Annotated in this window: 2 tRNA genes and 2 rRNA genes; all 4 read left to right on the top strand. The window is 52.7% G+C overall.

The features are described from left to right. Positions 1–337 (top strand): 16S ribosomal RNA (locus tag AC2FND_RS19745); the annotation flags it as partial. 204 nt (positions 338–541) lie between these two features. Continuing rightward, a tRNA-Ala gene (locus AC2FND_RS19740) sits at positions 542–617 on the top strand. A 187-nt stretch (positions 618–804) separates the two neighbouring features. Then, positions 805–881 (top strand) — tRNA-Ile (locus tag AC2FND_RS19735). A 588-nt stretch (positions 882–1,469) separates the two neighbouring features. Continuing rightward, positions 1,470–3,770 (top strand): 23S ribosomal RNA (locus AC2FND_RS19730); the annotation flags it as partial.

Genomic DNA, 3,770 nt, shown 5'->3' with positions numbered 1-3,770 from the left:
GTGGATGACGTCAAGTCCTCATGGCCCTTACGGGTTGGGCTACACACGTGCTACAATGGTAGTGACAATGGGTTAATCCCAAAAAGCTATCTCAGTTCGGATTGGGGTCTGCAACTCGACCCCATGAAGTCGGAATCGCTAGTAATCGCGTAACAGCATGACGCGGTGAATACGTTCCCGGGCCTTGTACACACCGCCCGTCACACCATGGGAGTTGGTTCTACCCGACGGCCGTGCGCTAACCTTTTGGAGGCAGCGGACCACGGTAGGATCAGCGACTGGGGTGAAGTCGTAACAAGGTAGCCGTAGGGGAACCTGCGGCTGGATCACCTCCTTTCTAAGGATGTATCTGGTTAGATTTGCCTGATCTTAATTGATCTCAAATCTCGTGATACACTTAGCAGAAGATCAACAAACAAAGTTGGTCAAACTCAGCAGGCGCTCAAGTAGCCGCAAGGCGGTAGCGCACTGTAATGGACCGAGCCGTCCTCATATCTCTTCAGAAAATCAGGATCTTGCGGATAGGCGTGAGGTCCGGCAAGGGGCCTTAGCTCAGCTGGGAGAGCGCCTGATTTGCATTCAGGAGGTCAGGAGTTCGATCCTCCTAGGCTCCACCACGTTTTTTGCGAAGCAAGAAACGAGTGCGACAGTGCATTCGGCCAAGCCGAATGTCACGAGAGGCACTCGGATGAGGTTTTTGCAGATTGTGGTGTTCCGCCCAGAATTGCACCGGGTGACGCTCCCGGCATCTTTCCTTTGGAAAGAGCCTGCCGCGCACTCCCACAATTTTGCGGGCAAAATTGTGGGTCGGTAGCTCAGGTGGTTAGAGCGCACGCCTGATAAGCGTGAGGTCGGAGGTTCAAGTCCTCCTCGACCCACCACTTTATCCAGAGAGAACAGGTTTTTGAGCATTTTGCGGAATGCTGAGATGTCTGTTCTTAACAGACTATGGTGTGCGACCGCGCATTCTCTTCGAGAATACGCTGCCTCGCACCCAAACGATCTCCTCCGGAGATCATTTGACATCGTATAGAGAGAAATCAATCAACACTGTTTGATCGCGCCGAGTGTGGCGCTGATCTCGGTCGTTCTTGTCTTCGTCCTCAAGTCGCCGAATAGGCGGTAGGACACATGGGGATAAGCGGCGCAGTTTGGGTCTAGCCGGCCCGGGATGCGTATCGCGATCGAAACGAACAGAGTTGTCCAAGTCAAATATACTAACCCGAGCGACCTGCGTTGATCAGCTGCACGGCTGGGAGACCATATGGGGTTGCTCAATTGTCCTCGTCCAAGTGGCGGGGGCGGGAAATGTATGTTTTTGGTTCAGAAGAACGATCGCCTTTAGTTACCAGCTGGGTGGTCTTGATTGATACGCCGTCTGCGAAGAACGAAGTTCGCAGCAGACACCGTGCTCAAGTAGCCGAATAGGCGGTAGCACAACTATCGTGTGTCTTTCTTTTTCTGGATCAAATCAAGCGCGAGAAGGGCGTTTGGTGAATGCCTTGGCAGCAAGAGGCGATGAAAGACGTGATACTCTGCGATAAGCCATGGGGAGCTGAGAATAAGCTTTGATCCATGGATTTCTGAATGGGGCAACCCACCTGAAAGCTTCATATTGTTATCCTTGATAATCAATATGTCGCTTAAACAGGTACTTAAGACCTGAATACATAGGGTTTTAAGAGCAAACCCGGGGAACTGAAACATCTAAGTACCCGGAGGAAAGGAAATCAATTGATACTCCCCTAGTAGTGGCGAGCGAACGGGGACCAGCCGAGCCGTGAGTGTGAATAGAACCTGTTGGGAAGCAGGACCATAGAGGGTGACAGTCCCGTATATGAAGCATGATCGGACGTATTAAGTAGGGCGGAACACGTGAAATTCTGTCTGAAGATCGGAGGACCACCTTCGAAGGCTAAGTACTCCTTGCTGACCGATAGCGAACCAGTACCGTGAGGGAAAGGTGAAAAGCACCCCGACGAGGGGAGTGAAACAGTACCTGAAACCGAACGCCTACAATCAGTCGGAGGCTCCTTGCGAGCTGACGGCGTACCTTTTGTATAATGGGTCATCGACTTGGTCTCACGAGCAAGCTTAAGCCGTTAGGTGTAGGCGTAGCGAAAGCGAGTCTTAATAGGGCGTATGAGTTCGTGGGATCAGACCCGAAACCGAGTGATCTAGGCATGGCCAGGTTGAAGGTAAGGTAACACTTACTGGAGGACCGAACCCACATCCGTTGAAAAGGATCGGGATGAGCTGTGCCTAGGGGTGAAAGGCCAATCAAACTCGGAGATAGCTGGTTCTCTGCGAAATCTATTTAGGTAGAGCGTCATCCGAATACCCCGGGGGGTAGAGCACTGGATGGGTAATGGGGCCCCACAGGCTTACTGATCCTAACCAAACTCCGAATACCCGGGAGTACTAGATGGCAGACACACTGCGGATGCTAACGTCCGTAGTGGAGAGGGAAACAACCCTGACCTACAGCTAAGGCCCCCAATTCATGGCTAAGTGGGAAAGCAGGTGGGACGACCAAAACAACCAGGAGGTTGGCTTAGAAGCAGCCATCCTTTAAAGATAGCGTAACAGCTCACTGGTCTAAACAAGTTGTCCTGCGGCGAAGATGTAACGGGGCTCAAGCCATGAGCCGAAGCTTAGGATGCCGTAAGGCATGGTAGCAGAGCGTAGTGTGACATAGAACTCATCCGTATTTGCATCTGTGTTGTGTAACAGCAGCGGGATGTAATGACGGATCGAGTTCTTTCGATGAAGCCGGCCTGTGAGGGATCCGGTGGAGAGATCACTAGTGAGAATGATGACATGAGTAGCGACAAAGAGTGTGAGAGACACTCTCGCCGAAAGTCCAAGGGTTCCTGCTTAAAGCTAATCTGAGCAGGGTAAGCCGGCCCCTAAGCCGAGGCCGAAAGGCGTAGGCGATGGGAACTAGGTTAATATTCCTAGGCCAGGAGGATGTGACGGATCACAGGTGTAGTTCAATCTTATCGGATTGATTGGGCTGCTGAGTGGTTCCTGGAAATAGCCCTCCATCAGACCGTACCCTAAACCGACACAGGTGGACTGGTAGAGCATACCAAGGCGCTTGAGAGAACGATGTTGAAGGAACTCGGCAAAATACCTCCGTAAGTTCGCGAGAAGGAGGCCCGGTTCCTAGGCAACTAGGGGCTGGGGGCACAAACCAGGGGGTGGCGACTGTTTATTAAAAACACAGGGCTCTGCGAAGTCGCAAGACGACGTATAGGGTCTGACGCCTGCCCGGTGCCTGAAGGTTAAAAGGAGAGGTGAGAGCCTTGAATTGAAGCCCAGGTAAACGGCGGCCGTAACTATAACGGTCCTAAGGTAGCGAAATTCCTTGTCGGGTAAGTTCCGACCTGCACGAATGGCGTAACGACTTCCCCGCTGTCTCCAACATCGACTCAGCGAAATTGAATTGCCTGTCAAGATGCAGGCTTCCCGCGGTTAGACGGAAAGACCCCGTGCACCTTTACTACAGCTTCGCACTGGCATCAGGATTGTGATGTGCAGGATAGGTGGTAGGCTTTGAAGCAGGAACGCAAGTACCTGTGGAGCCTCCCTTGAGATACCACCCTTCGCACTCTTGATGTCTAACCGCGGTCCGTTATCCGGATCCGGGACCCTGCGTGGCGGGTAGTTTGACTGGGGCGGTCGCCTCCTAAAGCGTAACGGAGGCGCGCGAAGGTTGGCTCAGAGCGGTCGGAAATCGCTCGTTGAGTGCAATGGCAGAAGCCAGC

It is taken from the genome of Ruegeria sp. BHSB056 (genome assembly GCF_059613305.1).
This window is presented reverse-complemented; position numbering and strand designations above follow the sequence as displayed.